The sequence below is a fragment of the cyanobacterium endosymbiont of Rhopalodia gibberula genome (assembly GCF_003574135.1).
GTDB lineage: Bacteria > Cyanobacteriota > Cyanobacteriia > Cyanobacteriales > Microcystaceae > Rippkaea.
In genome coordinates, this window is sequence record NZ_AP018341.1 from 423,910 (window position 1) to 443,510 (window position 19,601).

Consider the following 19,601-nt stretch of genomic DNA (forward strand, 5'->3'; position numbering starts at 1 on the left):
CTAGGATATAATCTTAATTTTTTATGACTTCAAAGATATAGTTCAACCAAAACTTTGTTTTACATAAACTGTTAATTATTTAAAGTTTTGTTAATGATTGAACTGAATCTTACTGCTATTTTTCAATAGTCCTATAAAATTAAGCGCTCGTGATTTGCCCTATTGTTAATCTAATTATTAATTTAAACGATGGCAATAAGCTGTTGATAATTTATGATCGTAGATAACTATGCTATGCTACAGTCCGAGTCCAGAGTGCTGAACAAATTGGGCAACTTTCGGGTAAAGTTCGTTAGACTATTAACTACACCCTATTCCCCGAAAAAAAGCTGTGTTTTTTAGCGTTGTTATTCCCACCTACAATCGAAAACCTATCCTAGAAAAGTGCCTAAGAGCCTTAGAAAATCAGCAATTAACTGATGATAAAGTGAGTAACTATGAAGTTATCTTAGTTGACGATGGCTCGACAGATAATACCCTAGAATGGCTAGCAGAAAATACCACAGAATTCCCTCATGTGCGTCTCTTTATTCAAAATCATCTAGGTCCTGCTGCAGCAAGAAATTTAGGGATAGAAAAAGCCCAAGGTGATACAATTATCTTCATCGATAGTGATCTAGTTGTAACTGAGACATTTATCCAGTCCCATGCTAATGCTTTAATTAAAGGAGAAAAAGAATTAGGAAATAAAAAATTATTTACTTACGGTGCGGTGATTAATACTTGTAACTTTGATAATCCTACCTCAGAACATTATAAAATCACTGATTTTTCTGCAGCATATTTTGCTACTGGTAATGTAGCAATTGCCCGTGAATGGTTGGAAAAAGTGGGAGTTTTCGATACAAGATTTCAACTTTATGGATGGGAAGATTTGGAATTAGGAGTACGACTCAAACAACTAGGACTAAAATTAGTTAAGTGTCCCAAAGCAGTCGGTTACCATTGGCATCCGTCTTTTGATTTGGATCAAATACCTAGCTTAATCGACAAAGAAATTCAACGGGGTAAGATGGGAATTCTTTTCTATCAGAAACACCCTACTTGGGAGGTTAGATTAATGATCCAAATGACTTGGTTACACCGTTTATTATGGGGATTTTTATCTTTAGAAGGCAGTCTTAATGAACGTACGCTTGCACCTGTTTTACAATGGTTAATTAATCAAGGAAAACCGCAACTTGCCCTAGAGATCGCTCGAATATTTCTAAATTGGTATAATGTTCGCGGAGTTTATACTGCTTATAAAGAATTGAAAACTTAAGTGGTATATAAAACTTATGAATTTTAAACATATTCCTTATCTAAATATAGATATCGAGGTAAAAGTTAGGACAGAATTAATTCTTTAAATTCAGTAGTAAACTAGTTTTCTTTTATGTTTTCTGCCTTCTATCTTCTCCATTTTGGATAAATAGTTTTAAGGAAAATATGAAAACTTTCGTTACAAATAGGCTGATGGAAAGGCCTATGTCCAAGATTATGGAAATAATAGCAGCCATTGTCAAAGTTCGTTGAAAACTAAGTTGTTCCATAAGTGATAACTTATTGATTTAAGTGAAACTTCTGGGCATATTGGAAATTAATTACCCCTACTTTGGAGACAATAATGAAATGAGTATTGCGATTGGCATTGTTGTAGGTTTAATTATCGGAGGAGTTATCGGTATTTTTCTATCAACCTCCTCCAAGGAGCGCAAACTCGAAGCTCAATTAGAAAGAAGTACAAAAGCCCTAAAAGAAGCTGAAGTACTTCAGCAACAACAAGCACAAGAAATCAAACAACTACGGCAATCTCCATCGCAGATGCAAGAGATTGAACAATCTTATCAAATTCAAGTACGAGCACTCGAGCAATCCTATCAGGAACAGTCAGAAGAACTGTCACAAGCTAAAACTAGACTAACTGAATTAGAACAGAACGAACGACAAATCCAAGAAATCGAGCAAACTTATCAAACTCAACTTGAGGTACTCGAACAAACTTATCAAGCTCGACTTCAAGAAACGCTGCAACAAGTGCAAAGGTTTACTCCAGTATCAGAAACCAACCAGGCACAAATCCAAGAAATCGAGCAAACTTATCAAACTCAACTGCAAGAACAGCAACAAGCTCATCAGCAAGCTATTAATGAGTTAGAAAAAGCCTATGACGAAGAAGACTTGACCTTAGATGAGTGGAAGAACCAAGAGACTTATGAACCACTAAACTCAGAAAGTTTATTAGAAAAAGTCGTATCAGCCTCTGATACTGAGGAATTCCAACCTATGGAAGAACTTCCAGACTTTCCTAAAAAAAATCCTGATAACTTATCAGAAGACTTCGTTCATGACACCACTGAAGCTCTATCATTAGAACAGAGTGGAGAAGGAACCCAAAAAAGGGTTTCTAACTTGTTTCAAGCAAAAAAATCTGATGATCTAGACTTTTTTGAGATGTTGTCTACTGATGAAGAAACGACCGAAGACTTATCGGAGGCTTTCACAAAAACGAAAAAAGATTCTTATGTCGATTTTTTTGAATCAGAAACAAAAGAGACAACCCGCGACTCTGATGAAATTTTTTCCAGTTTTCTAGATATAGAAGAGTCTGAGGAAAATTTGACGAACCTGTTAACAGATGACAAAAACAAGTCTTAACAAAATAATCTGTTTGAGCAGGTTAATGACAACAATCAGAATGACATAATCCAATAACAATAACCTGACAAGTGATTTCAGAATCTCTTTAAGATTATAATCTTGAAGAGATTCTGAAGTCTTCGACAACAGACTCCCGTTCCTAGATATTTGTTATAGATATTCAATTCCCAGGAGAAAGTTTATGGGATTTTTTACTTGTTAGGAAACTTGCAATAAAACTTTTTATAAGATATTTATTGGCAATCTAACGAATTAACGTTATGATTAACCAGTCATAATTACGGTTAAAGTTAACCTCAACTAAAAAAACTAACATTTCAAGCCTAGTGCGTTTAAGATAGACTGCCTCACTAGACAATTACTCTTCCTCAACGCTGAGGGTCTAAGATCAAAACACTTGATACCTTTACCGTCTGATGTCATTACTGCTGTGCCTATTCACCGCCAGCCTCCTTTTGCCCAAAACACACCAACTTGTGGTCTCAAAACCGACGCCACTCCTGTTTTTGCGCTGAAAGAACTTGTTGCTAATCTTTATCGAGAACAAAACAAAATTCAAAACTTATTAAGTTCGTTAGGGTTTGCCCTACGAAGTTTTAATAATCTCAATCAGTTTTTAGAACTAACCCCTTTGATGACAGCAAGGGTGACTGATGCTGATGGAAGTGCCTTGATTCTCTATAAAGCAAATGGTCAAGTCTCCTTAGAACAGTTACATTGTCAAAATCATCAAATCGAGCTGGAGATTCAAGAGGTCCTGACTAGTGTCATTAATCAGGCTAACAGCAACGCCTCAGTTACTCGCAGCCTGGCGGTTTCCCTAGACGAACAAATTCGCCATGAAATGGGGACAAAAATTCGTCTGTATAATACGCCAATTTTAGTCAAAAATATAGAACGAGGGCGGCTTTACGTTTTTAGTGCTGATCCTCAATACATTTGGACTCAAACCCGACGGAGATTACTCCAATTGGTGGCTGATCAAACAGCTGTTGCTATTGCTAATAATGAATTAACGGTAGAATTACGATCCAAAGAACGACAGGATCGCGAGTTGGAAATTGCTTCTGAAATTCAGTTACGTTTACTACCACGCAAATACCCAAATATTCATGGTGTAGAGTTAGCAGCACATTGTCAAACTGCTAACCGGGTTGGAGGTGACTACTATGATTTTATCCCGACTAACTATGATCAACTCCGTCAGGATCAAGACAGCAAAGGACAAGTATCAGCTCATTGTGTTCCTTGGAGTATTGTCATTGGAGACGTGATGGGAAAAGGAGTTCCTGCCGGGTTGATCATGACTATGACGAGAGGAATGCTTCGGGCAGAGGTATTAAACCGTAACTCTCCTGGACAAATCCTCCAACACCTCAACCGAGTTATGTACGCTGATTTAGAGAACTCCAATCGATTTGTAACACTTTTTTATTCGGAGTATGATCCCAAAACTCGTATTCTCTCTTTTAGCAATGCAGCCCACAACCCTCCTCTGCGATGGCAGTACGCTACACAAGAGATTGAAAGACTCGATACCGAAGGAATGTTAATTGGATTAGATCCTAATTCTGAGTATGGGGATGGAAGGGTTCAGTTAACTCCAGGAGATATTGTCCTTTATTACACCGACGGACTAACTGATGCGGTTAACCTAAAAGGTGATCGCTTTTACGAAGATAATTTGATTACTGCTTTTCAAACGGCTTGTCGCGAATGTGATAGTCCTCAGACTATTCTCAATTACTTATTTAAAACAGTTGAACAGTTCATTGGGACAGGAAATAATAACGGTGATGATATGACTTTAATCGTCATGCAGGTGAAATTATCGGAGTAAGTCTCATTTATGGGGGATTTTTCGACGGTACTGTTTGATCCCACTATAAGTCTGGGAATTATAGCTCTATTTACTTGGCATAACAGTTTGTCTCTGGCTGTACACCAACTAGTTGAACAAGTGTAAGTTCGACAAAAATTAACGAAGAAATGACTAGGCAATAACTTTATACTGGAGAATATAATTTATTAAGCTTTGATATTTTGGACATAATATTTCATCTTGATACTTGCTGGAGTATTTTGTAACTTGGATCGCTTTTATTAAAAAGCGATCCAAGTTGTTGTCCTTCAAGTTAACTCTAGACGACACAGATAACTATAAATTAATACCTGAGTTGAAACAATATTCAATTGGCAATTTTTTTTAGAGACCAAGGACATATTATTCCAGAATTCTTTTAAGAACTAAATACTTAAAAGAATTAAATCAAGCAAAAGTTAGTGAACCTGATTGATAAAATTTTGCTTTGTAAGTATTCTTTGATTGAAACAATTAAAGATCCACTCAAAAATGTCTCTGTGATTGAACATTAGAAAGATTAAAGTGTTTGGGACTGTTTTTTTAGCCCTTTTACTCGACTGACAGCTTAATCCCCACTTATCAGAAAAACTTTCTTTCTATTTATAGTCAAAAGGTAAGTCAGCTTTCACCCCTCGCCGTTTTTGTTGCACTACCATTGCAGTCTTAATTATTGGTAGTTACTGTTCTGGATGATCGTCAACCTCGTCGTGTTTCGATTTAGATATTGAGAATAACAACCGTGTTTTTAAATCTAGTTGAACTTACATTGAGTTGGACTGTATCGTATCTCAAAATATTGAAAATACTTACATTATTAGAAAGTTTTAAGCATTAAAGTAAGTATGAAAGATTTTATAAAGTCCGGTCAAGTTTAGACTTTGGATATTGAATTTGTTCTAGGATATATATTTAGAATCTTTACTGATGGTTAAACTCTTTATTTTTAGTCAAAAGCCGATAGTAAACCAATGGTTGACTAATGATAACGGATAATCATATAAAGAGTATTTCTCTTAGATCAATGAATTACAACACATCAGATTTAAAATTTATGACTCATTAGAGTTTAACTTAATTAACTTCTGACAACAATTTTTTATTTTTGCCACCTAGGGGGTTACTGTGACCAAACAAAACAAATGGAGTGAGCGCTTTGAAGGCAATCTTCATCCTTCCATTGTTCGATTTAACGCCAGTATTGGCTTTGATATCGAACTACTTGAATATGATTTAACAGGTTCTATTGCCCATGCCAAAATGTTAGCTCATACAGGAATTATTGCTGAGAATGAAGCACAACAATTAGTGCAAGGACTAGAAAAAATTCGTCAAGAATATTACAACGGAGAATTTACCCCTGGAATTGACCAAGAGGATGTTCATTTTGCGGTGGAAAGGCGTTTAACGGACATTGTGGGGGATGTCGGCAAAAAACTTCACACAGCGAGATCACGTAATGATCAAGTAGGGACTGATATTCGTCTTTATCTACGAGATCAAATTAATCAAATTCGGAGTCAATTACGGGATTTTCAACAGGTCTTACTCAATCATGCTCAAAATCATGTAGAAACCCTTATTCCAGGTTATACCCATCTACAACGAGCACAACCGATCAGTTTAGCTCACCATTTATTAGCTTATTTCGAGATGGCACAACGAGACTGGGAACGGTTAGGAGAAATTTACGCTAGGACAAATATTTCCCCCTTAGGATGTGGTGCATTGGCAGGAACAAAATTTCCCATTGATCGTAGTTACAGTGCCGAACTATTAGAATTTGAAGGGATCTATGGCAATAGTTTGGACGGAGTGAGTGACCGTGATTTTGCCATCGAGTTTCTCAATGCTGCTAGTTTGATTATGGTTCATCTTAGCCGTCTAAGTGAAGAAGTAATTCTTTGGGCTTCCCATGAATTTAAGTTCATCAGCCTTACTGATAGCTGTGCCACGGGGTCAAGTATTATGCCCCAAAAGAAAAATCCTGATGTCCCTGAATTAGTCCGAGGAAAAACTGGACGAGTCTTTGGCCATTTACAAGGAATGCTAGTTGTAATGAAAGGACTGCCTTTAGCTTACAATAAGGATCTCCAAGAAGACAAAGAAGGAATTTTTGACGGGGTAGCAACAGTTAAAAGTTGTTTAGAAGCCATGACGATTTTTTTAGAAGAAGGCATTGAGTTTCGTCAAGAACGTTTAGCCCAAGCAGTAGCCGAGGACTTTTCCAATGCAACGGACGTAGCCGACTATTTGGCTGTCCGCGGAATTCCTTTTCGGGAGGCTTATAATTTAGTAGGGAAGGTAGTCAAAACTAGTCTAGCATCGGGTAAGCTACTCAAAGACTTATCTCTAGAAGAATGGCAAGCCTTACATCCTTTATTTGAAGCTGATATTTACGAGGTAATCGCCCCTAAACAAGTAGTAGCAGTTCGTAATAGCTATGGTGGAACTGGTTTTAACCAAATTTGCCAAGCTATTGCAAGGGCGAAAGCACAAATAAAGTCTTCCCAACGACATTAAGATCTCAGTCTTAATCTTTTGTTCCTATAAATTTAGTTACGGCGATATATTGAAATCATAATGGGAGTTATTTCTCATTTTCTTACCTCGTAACCTAAGCAACCATTATTCTCCTTCTTCCTTATGAACGTATTGTATTTATGCGACTAAGAGGGACAAGACGGTGGAGAGTTTCTAGAAGATTTGTGGACTAAGGAGAAGGTATCTTAACAAAAATAAACAGGAATTCTTAAGATACATCAGACTGGAATTGTTGCAAATTTGCAGTTTAGTCGGGATTTATTCTTCTCTTCATCAAAATCATAAAGTTCGTTTCCATATATCGAAGCAGATGTGGTCAAAACTTTAGCGATAAAAGATAATTTACGAGGATTGGTGATTATGGTTTAAAATTTAGAGGAAATACGATCCACGGAAATTCGTGCCATTATATCCCTTCAAGAGGACGAATGAATATAATGGCAACAGTGGAAATTTGAGTTAGAATTAGAGTCTGTTGGAACTGTTACTTTTTCTGTCTTAATAAGTCAGTTTAATATCTCTGACTTTTTACGATAAGTAGTATCAACAGTGGGTTCAATCCCTTGTCACACATCTTCCGGTATTTCCTGTTACCCGTTACCTCAATAGAGGATTTTAATTTAACTAGGGAGCTCATAATGACGGCAGTGAGTAAATCAGCAAATTATTTCTTTGTCGGTATACTAAATCAATTGTTTCATTGAAACCTTTAAAGTTTTCAGATTTTTGAATTGGCAAATATTCTGTAATTTTTACTCAACGGTTTTCAATGAAGTTGAAATTAGGGGAATATATATAGATGAAAGGACGATTTATTCTCCTATAGATTCCATCATTTCTCTAACTTTTACTACTTTATGAGCTGATAAATTAGCCATAATTACACAAATCTTTGTCTACTATTGTAGTATCAATACTTCTGTTTTAAAAATAAAGAAAATTTCCTTATTTCTCCATAATAAAAACTAGGTATAAAAGTTTTATTTGTTTAAGTATCGTTTAATATTTCGTCTCAAAGTTTACACTCTATATGTGTAAGCTTTAAAGATGTAAAGTATTTTTTGTGGTTAAGTTAAGTTTTTGGATTAAACGACATATAACGAAAATACTAACACTAACACTCATTTTTTCTGCAAGTAAGTACTCAATTTTTGTCAAGCAGTATCATTATTTTATTACAGCAATTGTTCTACAATATTGAGTTATTCTATTCTAATTAAAGGTAATTCTCTTCAATTATAGGTAAATAATTCTATAATCTTTGTTATTTTCTAAGGTCTAAAGAGACAATAAATGATATGGTATTTTTAAATCAGTTATTGAGTTTATTTATTGATCTTGTTGTTAGGTTTTCTCATTCTGTTAGAAATATATATTGTACAATTTCATTCTTTAGTCAAACTATTTTTTATGTTTTTTAAACTTTAATTTATCTAGATAACACCTTCTATAAATTTGTTTTTGATGTCTATTTACCTTGACTTAAAACTTAATTAGAGATCGTATTTGTCGTCTCTATCTCTATGAAAGCTCGATAACTATAATTTTTATATGAGTCAACAGTTCTTTCAAAAGAACTAACTGTTCTTATTAAATTTTATTTCAATTAATAATAATTTTTTTAATCCCTTTAATAAAAATTATTATTAATCCTTTGTTCCTAATCTGGGGTAATAAATAAGTTTTATAAACTTTTATCTTATTAGAATCACTTGAATGAGTATGGTAAGCATCCGTCTCAACTATTCTCTTTTAAGACTTTACTACCTAAAACTCTCTACTAACATCTGTTTCCCAAACATCTTTATTCGCTTCCTGACATTGTCAAAGTAAATTATATTCTGTTAATGTTATTGTAACAATCTTCTTCTTTTCAAATGGAAAGTTTGTACATAGGTTAGATATATCCAACTATGGATTCTAGATTTAGGGTGTAAAGCGAATAGAATATCGATTCCAACTTAGGATAATTCTTCAAGTCTTTAACAAATCCAGGATATTGTGTTGCTTATCAAACAATCTTATAGTAAGCGTTTGAGCTGATATTGGAATCGTACTAAATTTTTTTTTGAAAAGTAAGTACCCACTAAAATTTAGCATAGACTACGATGTTTTGCTTCTGATGTGGTTTAACTGCAGTTAAATATTCTTAATTCTAAATCAAAGATAGTAAATGTCTAATAACTCTAATCGTTTATATAATTTTGTTTCAATCAAATCTTATTTTTATAAAAAATTAAACAAATAATCAGGTTCTGTGGCTCTAATTTATGAATTTAATTTTTTCCCATATGGAGAACAAAAAAGATAGATTAAAATCATATTTTTTATATGATCATTGGTTAACTTGCTCAAAATACTATAATTCTTCTTGGGGAATCAGTGTTAATTTTTACATGAATAAAAGATTAGACGGATGGCAATATATCAAGTTTAAGGTTACTACTACAGCTTTTTATGCATACAAGTAATCGCTAATTTAGATACTATCTAAATTAGCGATTACTTGTTCAATACTATTAACTATGAACCTTTAATTCTCCTTGTAAAAAATGGATAAATTGTTTAGCGGTTCTTCCTGAACGTCCATTTTGCTTAATTGCCCATTGTTTTGCTCTAAATTCTAATGCTTCTTGAGGCAAGTTAAGTTTTATTTGTTGGGCTAAATGATTAACAATTGTGAGGTACTTTTCTTGATTTGCCGGTTCAAAAGTTAAAGTTAAACCAAAGCGATCACTAAAAGATAATTTTTCTTGTACAGTATCCCAAGCATGGACTTCATCAGACTCACTAAGTTGGGGACGATCACCAAAAAGTTCTCTAATTAAATGTCTCCTATTAGAAGTAGCATAAACCACAACATTGTCAGCTCTAGCAGTCACACTTCCTTCTAAAACAACCTTTAATGATTTAAAAGTATCATCGTCGTCCTCAAAAGATAAATCATCAACAAAAACAATAAATTTTTGAGGATAATCCCTCAATTTATCGACTATCCAAGGCAAGTGACTCAATTGAGATTTACTTACTTCGATCAATCTCAATCCTTGACTACTATATTTATTTGATAACGCCTTAACTAAAGAAGACTTACCCGAGCCCCGACTTCCATATAGTAAAACATTAAGAGCAGCATAACCAGCCAATAGAATTTCTGTATTTTTAATTAATGTTTCCTTTTGTGGCTCATAACCAACAATCTCAGTTAATCTAACTGGATCTGGATTATTAATTCCTATTAATTGTTCTTTTTCCCATTTCAACACCTTATATGTAGCGAGAATACCTGTTCCTTGTCGATTATAATGGTCAGCTAATTGTTCTATTGTATCTTGCCAATTATTAGATCGGTGTAAAAAAGTATTATCAATATTCTCTACTTCCCAAGCCACAGGAACATAGTCTATCAATGTGGATTTTTTTACCCATTCAGCAATTTGTTGAATTGGACAATTATAAATAATCTGTAGAATGTTTAGATCATGTTTAACTGCATCAATCAAGGGTTTAGATAATTCCTGATAAGGAATTAATTGGACCTGTTGACTAAAAGGATTTTCATTGATCAAAATCTCACTAATTAAATAATCTTGCCAACTTTTTCCTATTTTTGCTAAAGCTTTAAAAAAAAATCCATAATTTTTTAAAGACTCTAAACTTAAGGTATTTTTATCTCTAAAGTAGAGGGAATATAACAAGGAAATAAAAGTTTGACCAACTTCACTTTTTAAAAGTGATTGATAAAGGAGTAAGGATGATATTTGAGGGTATAGAAAATACTTAAACTGGTTTAACTTATGCATTGAGTTGACTATAGGACTTATTTCTGTAAATTTAAAAGTAAATATCTGTGAATAAGTACTCCCAACAAATAGGAGCTTTTTAATTTCTTTCTGTTCTAATCGACTTAGATTATGGTAGTATAAACTCCAAATATAGAGGAATTTTCTACAGCAGATATAACGGGATTGTTGATAATGTTAAAGCGTAAATATCTTTACGTCCAAATCTAACCAAACCACTGAAAATGTCTACTGTTAACAAAATGCCGGCTATAGTCAATATTATTAACGTTAGCCAGGAAATACCTATAAATCCGGCGATTAACATTATCATTATACTCCCTGTCCATAAAACTACTAATAATGACAACGAGAGAACACTAAGTTCTAAAGCTAGGACAAGTAAATGAAAATGTCCTTAGACTATTGCGACTTTAGTTAATCGAGGAACTTGAGTTAAAAGGGTTTGAAGATAACCCTGTCATCGACGAGTTATTTAAATTTTTGCAGTGTGACTTTATTCGGGAAGAATACCTATTACTTGAACATTAGGACAGAACAGAAGATCCTGCTAGAGCTAAATCAATTCCTAATTGCATATTTTTCACTAGCCAAAGATGTTTTTTGAATAAAAGACCAAGGAACAGCCATTCCTATTTCTCCTAATAAGTAGGGAAGTTCTAAAAAAAGTAAACCAGTACAACGAACTTTATTTTTTCTCAAAAAACTAATTTAGCACTAGTATTATCAGGTATTATTAATAAATAAAGAGCTTGTATAGACTTCCCTGTTAGTGATACTTTTTGGTTCTAAATAACGATCTGTACTCAGAACCTTACCAACATATAATTCTCAAGAGAATCGAGTAATAAGCACTCTGAAAGCTTAACAAGCTAAAACTCTCGTTGAAGAAAATGATGGTTAATAGCCGGATATTGATTTAATAAATAAGCAATTTTCATACTGGAAGATATTTAAACTAACCTGATTTTTAGTTTTTATCTGATCGTCCTTACTCTAGAATACAATAATTTTTACTAAAATTTTGGTTTATTTAAAATAAAAAGATAGTCATAAAGTCACAATAAATCTCTATTTATTTAAATTAAACATGGATACATAATAGACAATTAACAGTTACTTTTATCCATGAATAAAAATATAAAAATATGTCAAATAGCCTTTGGAGTCAAGTAAGTTATTTAGTGTTTCTAATGAAACAATATGTAATTTTCTCTAAAAAATATATCCTACAGCTTTTGAAACAAAAATGTAGGATATATTTTGCATAATAGTTAATCCTTATTAATTTTTTTACAGAAGTTGGAGCTGTGATCGGAGCCTGCTGGGGTCGGCAATTAGCTGGGGAAAGTTTAAAGTGTTAATTACTTGTGATGATTGGAGAGTTCTTTGGGAAGCGATTTTACTTATTTATCGAGTTAATCATGATGAGTTTACTCATTAGAGTCCAGGTTTCTTAGGAAAAGTAAATAAAAATTTCTATACTAATCAATCAGTAGAATATTTATGTTTATGGCGATCACCTCGAACGGTTATGAGTTGAAGAATTCAAACAATAGTTAACTAAAGAAAGTTTCAATATTATTGTTCGTTAAACGATTTTATTGCTTATTTATTAATATAGCAAAATTAGAAGATATTTGATTTTCTTTAAACCTGTGACAAAGATCACAACATCAATTAAACTTTTAATATTCTCTGCATTCATCAATTGGACTATAATTCCAGTCGTTAAGATGAGTCAAATCTTAGTATTCTCATAGTAAAAGTATCTAACTAAACCCACAGTATCACTTGTTTGTTAACCTTTGGAAATCTAAAATAGGATTTTGGATTATCATTCAATATTATTTTGTTACTTTTAATCATTATTCTCATCGAAATTATCTATAAACTGTGAAGTTTTAAAGTATTTTAATGAAGCTAGTTTACATATTTTTTCTATTAATGACGTTTCTTATTGTTGTTATGGACACTATTAAACTATCAATTTTTTCTAAAATTAAAGAGAATTTAACTTAATTATTCTGTTAATTTCTATCTATTTTAGATTTTCCGATTTAATGCTTCCATTACTGCATATTGACTTATATTTTTATAAACTTGTTGTAGATACTGTTGAGCGATTCGTGCTTCTTCATAAGTTAAAGTAATCCTTCCTAAAATATTTAATACTGTTTGATCATCAGATGGAGGAACAATCACGATTAGTGAAGAATCTAATCCTCCCTTATACTGCCAAAATTTAGTAAGATCTAAAGTCTTAAATTCTTCTGCTTGGTGATTTGACGTTTCTGTTATTTCTGTTAAGCTATTCTTATTTTTCGTTAATTTTAGGACTTTCTGTTGATTAAGTTTCTGAAGGCGTAGCTGACGTAAAGCGTCAAGAATTTGCTCCTTTGTCCGTCCTCTTAATTTAAAAATTGTAAAAGGATCTTCACTAAAATACTCGGCTAATTGATAATAAACTGCTCCAATATGTTTACAAGGGTTGGCTTTGTCAGGACAACTACAACAAGCATTAATATCTGACAAGGTAAAAGGAAAGACACTAAGTCCATTTTTAATAAAAACTTCTTCAATATTTTCTGGCATTTTTCCAGCCAATAATTCGGCTGAAAAAATTGCTTTTTCTGCCAAACTTTCAATAATATAATGCCAATCTTCATCAGTAAAAGGAACTAATGAAAGTGATACTTGATAGGGATTAATGTCACTACCTTGGACTTTTGCAAATACTTTTGCTTTTTTAAATTCAATACTTAAAATTTTTCCTTCTCTTGCATAAATTCTCGCCCGTTCTAATCGCTTTTTAAATCTATAAGAATCCAGCAATTCTAACCAACGTTCTACCCACCATTCTTTGTGAGAGAAAGTTGCGTTACCGTTTGATAAATTAGGATTAGTCATAATCTTATTGTCTTTTAGTCAGAAAGGGGTTGCTGTAAATTCCTAGCTCTATAAAAAGTCTCTAAACTTTCTTGATCCCCCACATATCGCCAGTGCCAGGGTTCATAACTAATGCCTTGGTCGTTATCAGGCGGAAAAGACAGCTCAAAACTGTATTTAGCAGCATTATTTTTTAGCCAGCTAAAAGCAGCTGTTTTCTCAAAATCAAGGCTTAAATGGGTAGCAGGGATTTTAGCATCGCCAATATCTACCGCATATCCGGTATGGTGTTCACTGTAGTTAGGGGGTGCACTCACTTCAGCACGTTCACTAGGATTTTGGTTCCGTTGCCGTTGGATTTCAAAAAATAAGTAGTTTTGTTCAGAAACCGTTCTAAATCCTGAAATAGGAGTCAGAACAACTCCTTGATATCGAGCTGCTTTTTGCATTTCTATAAATTGCTCAGCCGCATTATGGCGTAACCGGACGCGTCCGTCAGAAGTAATTGCTTTTAACTCTGATATGGGAGCTTGTTTATATTCTAAATGTCCAAGAACATTTTCTAACTGCTCAGGAGAAGGATTAACCACTGGAATTGATTTGGGGGCAGGAGAAAGTCTAACAGAAGTTGTAGAAGATGAGGAGGTGGTTGATGGTGAGGACATTAGACGCAGGAAGAAGGCCCCCCCTAAAATTAGAATAGTCCCTATTCCTAGGATGCTTCGCACTAACAATCTTCGTTTTGATTGTATCTTAGCTTGACTGATAGAAGTTTCCCTTAAAGCCTCTGGAATATCATTCATGTCATGATCGTATAATTAATAGTTCATTGAACATTGTTGATGTATTATCGTTTTTTGTCTACTCTTGTATTTGCCAATTTTATAAAAACTTTCAATTTAGTGTGGCAGATTGACAGCAATGAGTAAATTTGTCAATCGTGTCTCATTCAGTCCTTCAATGAATGACAGATAGCTTTATTGAACATTTAATTGAGTTTTTTCTATTACTTAGTTCAGATTTTTTAATCTCTACATTAAGAAATATAACTTTGGAAAATATCACTGTTTCTTTGTTTCTATAGTTAACCTTCAATTGTACTGACTATTTATAATGAATTTATTGATTAAAATTTAGCAAGATGTTGAATAAACATTAAATGATAATCAATTCGCCTGTTTTTCTGGATTATTTGTCAGGTGGAGTTGACAATCTAAGTAAAATTTCTAGAAATAATTAAATCTATCCCCATTTCTCAACCATGAATATTCTTGATTATGAAGCTGTTTTTCTGGCTAACTCTATTAAATATAGCAATCTTTGTCTTAAATGAAACATATCGGTTATCAAATGTATCAGAGACGGAATTAAGAAATTTTAGCAGTAGTTGCTTATGCTGTTTAAAAATCATTTGATATTACTGGAGTTTTTAACCTCAGCTGGATAAAAGATTAATGTAAAAAATACATCAACAACTAAAGACACAACCATCATTACTAACTTTAAAAAAGTATAGATAATTTTAATTGTGGTGTCAAATATCGATGAATATACCTATAGTTTCGTTACCAAAGCTATTATATAGTTCTCCATAACTCTCATAAATTTAACCTGTACTGCTGGAAAATCTCTAAGGAAATTAGCCCATCAATTACCATTGAATAAATTTATATCACTCTGGGTTTAGATACAATGGAACAGTCAATTTCCTGCGGTTATATGTGAGGTTTCGGTGTTAAAAACAACTTGTATAAGATTATTAAGAGCAGAAACAATTTGAAGTTTTTGCTGATTCTGTTTAAGACACTACAATTGTATTCTCTAGTTTATAAGAAAATATTTAAGAGATATACAGTTTGTACTAATTTCACATCATCGTTACTTTTTTTAAAGTTGAGAGAGCTAAAGCAACCGCTGATTTCTTATTTTTTGGGAAAACTCTAACCTACATTTAGATAAATTGCGATCTTGTCCTCAAGATTTCGATCACGCTGCGTGCGATTAATGTTTAGCAGAAGCGTTTATTTTGGCTTTTTGTTCTTGATATCAAGTATGGGTATTGTTTAAGGATGTTAACGTGATTATTGCACTCACAAACTTTATTTTTTTTAAAACTAGAATAATAAAAAATGATAATTTATAGGAAATAAGTTTGGATTAATTACAATTCTAAAGCAATTTAATCAGTCTCTATTTTTTATTGACTTACTAGTGTTAGTATTATATGTTTTATAGGCTTAATAATTAGTTCTTATAGTTCAATTTATTGCTGCATCTTATCAAGAGTATTTTATTTTATAAATTTCTTAATTTCTGCAATAAAATCTGTTAAAATAGAATGAAATAATTTTAGTAAATTTTCGAACTATAAATTTTAAAATAAAGCTGATATTCATTGATAAAAAACTCAGTTAATCAAGATGAATACAAGTAATTTTAAAAAATAAAATATTGCTATTTAAATAAATGGAGCATATGCTCTAGACAATAGTTTTAAGATTCTGTTCTATTAGAGGCTTATAAAGGAGAAATTACAGTAATTAATTTAATCCATTTTTCTTAGATAGAAATCTATCATGAGACTAGTGTGGAGCACATGGAGCTTTTAAATGTCTAGTTGGATAAGACCAAAATCTTTTAGTCTAGTATCAGAAATTTAAACTGCATTTAATTGTAAACAATCACAGTTAATTACTGGTTTTGAAGTATTTCTAAGTTAACTCCAAGCGACACAGACAATCATCAATCCGTTTCTAAATTAAGGAACAATTTAATTTGCAAATTATTCGAAAATCAAGTATGTATTGCTCAATAATTTTTTTTAAAACTTTATCAATAACGACTTTAATTAATTACTTATCTTCAACATAAGATAAAAAAAATGAGTAAAATTGACTGGTATTATTTTACCTTATAAGCGCTCTTTAATTGAAACAGTTAACGATCAACTTTATTATATATATAAAATTGAATCTAATAGAAATGGAAGTGTTTATAACTGTTTATCTTCAAAATATAAGTTTACATTGTATCCTACTGAGTTCAAATAATCATTTTCGCATTGATTGTTAGTAGTTACTGTTTTAGATAATTATCAATCTTATCTTTTTTGAATTAAGATTTTGATAAACTGTGTTTTTAAGTCTCGTTTAACTCATGTATAAATAGTCTCTTATAGGAGAAGATAAGAGACTATTTATACCTAAAATAATAGATATTTACTAATATAATTAATTATAAATATTTTTGTTGTATCTAATAACTATAATTAGAAATATATTTAATGATTATATCTATAACAGGTTACTCGGTTCTGTAAGTAAGGTTTTCTATAAAGTGATATTATTCTCTTCCAAAATTATTAAGGAGAAGATGTCTGATTTTTCCCAAAAAGTTCCTTGATTCAATCCTTACCTAAAGACATTTCTATAATGATTAATTACTGCAGTAGATGCATCTGTTTAAGAGGTAGTTTATTTATATATTTATATGTCTATTGTAAAGAATAAAAATTCATAAATTGCCATCTAAAATAAATACTTGATTGATCACAGAAAAATATACTGACTTTTTGTTAACTGTTTAAAAACTAATAATTATTAAAAATATTGTATAAAATTAAAGTAATCAATTTTGCCAGTTTTATTGACTTCTTATAAGTAAAGAAAAACTACTCAATGATTTTTTAAAAGACTGTTATTTGATGCTGTCAAGCATACCAAAATTCAGATAATCTCTACAACTAGACAACATTAATATCAAATTTTTCTCTCCTTGAATAACCAGAGTTGAATACCGTTAGTTTTAATGTAGTTGTGATGCCACTTAGATTTAAAAAATAAAAATATAAATTCCTCTATTTATTGATAATTGAGGTATCAACTTATTGGGTATTAAATATTTTATATATATTTATTTTAACGACAAGAACACTTACGGACAAACTTAAAATTTTTACAATAAATAATTGTCGAACTTTAGTTAAGGTAAATATATATGTATGTATTTCTCAAAAAGTTATTCATCGTTCTCAGTGTAACAACTTCCAAGAAATCTAGTAGTACTAGTAGTACGAAAAAGAATAACTAAGAATAATACAGTTTATTTTTTTGCCTCTCTTTATAGATTAATATTTGATTATAGAGATTTTGATTTCCTACTTTTATATATTTATTTGTCAAACAATAAGATCTTTGTTATTCAAGTCTATCAATATATTTTGTTCCAAATTTTTTATAAAAACTTGCATATTTTTTGAAAAAATTACATAGAATTTGTAGATATTTTTAGAATATTTAATTTCCATTGCCTTCTTGACTTATAAATTCTGACTAAGCTGTTTGGTAATTCTATAACCATAACAACCAAAATCAAGAAAGACCATCCTGAGTTATAGAGGAAATAAAATATTTCAATCGTCCCCTACATTTTTAGATAATTATTCAGAAGCCACCCCATCTTGACGTGCTGCACGACAAACTGCTTCTGCAACTGCTTTATAAACTCTTTTATCAAACACCGAAGGGATAATATATTCTGGATCAAGTTGACTAATATTCACCAAAGATGCGATAGCTTTAGCTGCTTCTAAATACATATGCTCAGTGATAGTTTTAGCGTGACAATCTAAGGCTCCACGAAAGATTCCGGGAAAGGCTAAGACATTATTAATTTGATTAGGATAATCACTACGTCCAGTAGCTACAACTGCTACATCATCACTCATTAATTCCGGTTGAATTTCTGGGATGGGGTTTGCCATGGCGAACACAATTGGTTTACTAGCCATGGATTTTACCATTTCTAGTGTCACTACCCCTGGTGCACTCACGCCCAAGAACACATCAGCCCCCTGCATTGCATCTACTAAAGAACCACTGACATCAACTGCAAATTCTTTTTTCTGAGAGTTTAAATCAGTGCGGGAATGGGAGACAAGTCCTTTAGAATCACATAACCAAATAGTAGTAGCTCCGGCAGTGCGTAACAAAGCCGCGATTGCTATCCCTGCAGCTCCTGCCCCATTAATCACAATTCGTACCGTTTCTAGGGATTTCTGGACTAGTTTTAGGGCATTAATTAATGCTGCTAGACTGACAATGGCCGTTCCATGTTGATCATCATGGAAGACTGGAATATCTAATTCCTGTCGCAGTCGCCGTTCAATTTCAAAACAACGAGGGGCAGCAATATCTTCTAAGTTTATCCCTCCAAACACTGGAGTAATGCGTTTGACAGTTTCAATAATTTCTTCAGTGTCCTGGGTAGCTAAACAGATGGGAAAGGCATCAATATCAGCAAATTCTTTAAATAACAGGGCTTTTCCTTCCATAACGGGGAGGGCAGCTTCTGGACCTAAATTTCCTAATCCTAGGACTGCACTCCCATCAGTAACAACTGCCACGGTATTTTGCTTAATAGTCAGGTTAAACACTTGAGAGTGATCGCGGTAAATAGCGTTACAGATACGTCCAACCCCTGGAGTATAAGCCATGGACAACTCAGCTTTAGATTTTATAGAAATACGACTGGTGACCATAATTTTCCCCTTGCTGTGGAGATCAAAGGTGCGATCAGAGATTTTGAGAATTTTAACGTTAGGAATTTCTCGAACTGCTGCTACAATCTTCTCGGCATGTCCTTCACTCGAAGCATCCACCGTAATTTCCCTTTGGGTAATTGCACGAGTATGTTCAATTAAAGAAATCTGTCCAAAACTTCCTCCTGCTCCGGCTATTGCCTGGGTAACGTTAGAAAGAGTTCCCACTATGTTGGGAAGTTCAATAGTTAAGGAGAGACTATAACTTGAATTGGGATTGAGATTTGCCATGTTTAGAAGAGGTTAGAGGTTACGAGTTATG

Annotated in this window: 9 protein-coding genes and 1 pseudogene; 5 read left to right on the forward strand and 5 right to left on the reverse strand. The window is 32.7% G+C overall.

Annotated features, from left to right (window positions below):
* The first annotated feature begins 331 nt into the window (after nt 1-331).
* From RGRSB_RS01345 to argH, 5 genes and pseudogenes are all read left to right on the forward strand, one after another.
* On the forward strand, nt 332-1,264 hold the full coding sequence (locus tag RGRSB_RS01345) for a glycosyltransferase family 2 protein (RefSeq protein WP_119259503.1): 933 nt from the start codon (nt 332-334) through the stop codon (nt 1,262-1,264).
* Nucleotides 1,265-1,614: 350 nt separating this feature from the next.
* Nucleotides 1,615-2,640 (forward strand): hypothetical protein, encoded by a 1,026-nt coding sequence (locus RGRSB_RS01350; protein WP_145961876.1) that lies wholly within the window; start codon nt 1,615-1,617, stop codon nt 2,638-2,640.
* A gap of 424 nt (nt 2,641-3,064) precedes the next feature.
* On the forward strand, nt 3,065-4,483 hold the full coding sequence (locus tag RGRSB_RS01355; protein WP_119260905.1) for a PP2C family protein-serine/threonine phosphatase: 1,419 nt from the start codon (nt 3,065-3,067) through the stop codon (nt 4,481-4,483).
* Nucleotides 4,484-4,911: 428 nt separating this feature from the next.
* Nucleotides 4,912-5,016, forward strand: a pseudogene (locus RGRSB_RS11015) (transposase); the annotation flags it as partial.
* 613 nt (nt 5,017-5,629) lie between these two features.
* Nucleotides 5,630-7,027, forward strand: a complete 1,398-nt coding sequence (argH, locus tag RGRSB_RS01365) for an argininosuccinate lyase (protein WP_119259506.1) — start codon at nt 5,630-5,632, stop codon at nt 7,025-7,027.
* Nucleotides 7,028-9,567: 2,540 nt separating this feature from the next.
* Here the strand turns inward: argH and RGRSB_RS01370 are convergent.
* The 5 genes from RGRSB_RS01370 to RGRSB_RS01385 all read right to left on the reverse strand — a co-directional run bounded on the left by RGRSB_RS01370 (nt 9,568) and on the right by RGRSB_RS01385 (nt 19,570).
* Complete coding sequence (locus RGRSB_RS01370; RefSeq protein WP_119259507.1) at nt 9,568-10,851, reverse strand: ATP-binding protein; 1,284 nt, start codon at nt 10,849-10,851, stop codon at nt 9,568-9,570.
* Between the two features lie 561 nt (nt 10,852-11,412).
* The gene (locus RGRSB_RS09940; protein WP_172582009.1) at nt 11,413-11,553 is read right to left on the reverse strand and encodes a hypothetical protein; all 141 of its coding nucleotides are present in this window, start codon (nt 11,551-11,553) and stop codon (nt 11,413-11,415) included.
* 1,344 nt (nt 11,554-12,897) lie between these two features.
* Nucleotides 12,898-13,761, reverse strand: coding sequence for an SWIM zinc finger family protein (locus RGRSB_RS01375; protein WP_119259508.1), 864 nt, complete (start codon nt 13,759-13,761; stop codon nt 12,898-12,900).
* Between the two features lie 14 nt (nt 13,762-13,775).
* The gene (locus RGRSB_RS01380) at nt 13,776-14,543 is read right to left on the reverse strand and encodes a M15 family metallopeptidase (protein ID WP_119259509.1); all 768 of its coding nucleotides are present in this window, start codon (nt 14,541-14,543) and stop codon (nt 13,776-13,778) included.
* 3,635 nt (nt 14,544-18,178) lie between these two features.
* The gene (locus tag RGRSB_RS01385; RefSeq protein ID WP_119259510.1) at nt 18,179-19,570 is read right to left on the reverse strand and encodes a malic enzyme-like NAD(P)-binding protein; all 1,392 of its coding nucleotides are present in this window, start codon (nt 19,568-19,570) and stop codon (nt 18,179-18,181) included.
* Between the last annotated feature and the right edge of the window lie 31 nt (nt 19,571-19,601).